The sequence below is a fragment of the Collinsella sp. SGI.033 genome (assembly GCF_050315135.1).
Lineage (GTDB): Bacteria > Actinomycetota > Coriobacteriia > Coriobacteriales > Coriobacteriaceae > Collinsella.
Window position 1 is genome coordinate 1 of record NZ_JBNPOK010000053.1, and the last position, 1,432, is coordinate 1,432.

Sequence of the window (1,432 nt, forward strand, 5' to 3'; positions counted from 1 at the left end):
CGCAGAGCGCCTGCGCGTCCCGGGCGCCGGCGTCGCGGTCCTTCATCCTGTTCACCGGGCAGTCCTCCGCGGCGTACCTCATTCGGCCTCACCCTTCCCGAGCATCAGCGCGTTTTCCATCCTGTAGCTGGCGCCGTTGAACTCCACCAGCCTGCCCGTGTAGACGAGCCTGTCCACGACGGCCGCGGCCATCTTGTCGTCGCCGAACACCGTGCCCCACCTGCTGAACTCTATGTTGGTGGTGACTATGAGGCTCTGGGTGCCCTCGGGGGCCGACATGACCTGGAACAGCAGCCTCGCCCCCTCGACGTCGAGCGGCACGTAGCCGAGCTCGTCGAGTACCAGCAGGTCCGCCGACAGCAGGTCGTCGAGCTCCCTGCGCAGCCTGCCGCGGTCGCGCGCGTCGGCCAGGTGCATCACGAGCTGCGCGACGGTGAAGAACCTCACGGACTTGCCGGCCCTGACGGCGGCGGCGCCGACCGCGATGGCGAGGTGGGTCTTGCCCCTGCCCGTCTTCCCGTGGAAGACGAAGTCCTGGCACGCGTCGATGAAGGCGAGCGACCTGAGGTCGGCCTCCCCGTAGCCGTCGGGGAACGAGACCTGGGAGAAGTCGTAGCCGTCGAGCGACTTGGCCGCGGGGAACCTCGCCCTGCGCATCCTCCTCTCCAGCTGGTTGGCGGCCCTGACCTCCATCTGCCTGGCCAGCAGGCCCTCGACCGCCCTCATCTCGGGGAGCGTTGCCTCCTCGCAGAACTCGTCGACGACGCTGTTCGAGAACAGCATCGAGCGCGCCTTGCCCCTCAGCGAGGACTCGAGCAGGCGCCTGTCGGGGCATGCGGCCCTGGCCATCTACGCCACCCCCATGAAGCCGTCGTAGACGCCGAGGTCCACGGGCTCGTCGTAGGTGACGGTCCCCGTGGCGGCGCGCGCCGCGCTGACGGCGACCGACGCCTCGTCGATGCGGCCGGTCGCCTCGTAGGCGAGGCGCACCGCCTGCAGCGTGGCCTCCCATCCGGAGGTGGCCGCCTGGTCGCGCATCACCCTCAGCTCGGCCTTCAGGCCCGCCCTGTCCAGTGAGTCCATATGCTCCCTGAGCTCGTCGGGGAGCGCCTCCCTCACCCTGCTGTTCTCCCAGCCGCCGGCGTTCCACGCCAGCAGGGCGAGCTGCGAGGCGGGGTCGGACGTGTCGGTCGGGGCGCTGCCGTAGGCCCTGGGGTGCTCGCAGACGAGCTCGCCGCTGTCGGGGTCGTAGACGCTCACGGTCGTCGCCCGCAGGCCGACCGTGAGCCTGCGGCGCGAGAGCGACGGGTGCGTGGAGTAGAGGTGGCGGCCCCTCTCGCCGACCGAGACCTTGCCCTTCTTGTCGGCGGTGCGAGAGACGTAGGTGACGCAGTGTTAGCGCTAATCTAAAATTGACCACTTTCGCAAACGC

Annotated in this window: 1 protein-coding gene and 1 pseudogene; both read right to left on the reverse strand. The window is 69.5% G+C overall.

All coding sequences use genetic code 11. The annotated features are described in order from the left end of the window. Positions 1–78 precede the first annotated feature (78 nt). A complete protein-coding gene (gene istB, locus ACQRC0_RS08705) occupies positions 79–783 on the reverse strand; it encodes an IS21-like element helper ATPase IstB (protein WP_055287500.1) in 705 nt (234 codons plus the stop codon). A 66-nt stretch (positions 784–849) separates the two neighbouring features. Continuing rightward, a pseudogene (locus tag ACQRC0_RS08710) lies at positions 850–1,368 on the reverse strand (Mu transposase domain-containing protein); the annotation flags it as partial. Positions 1,369–1,432 lie beyond the last annotated feature (64 nt).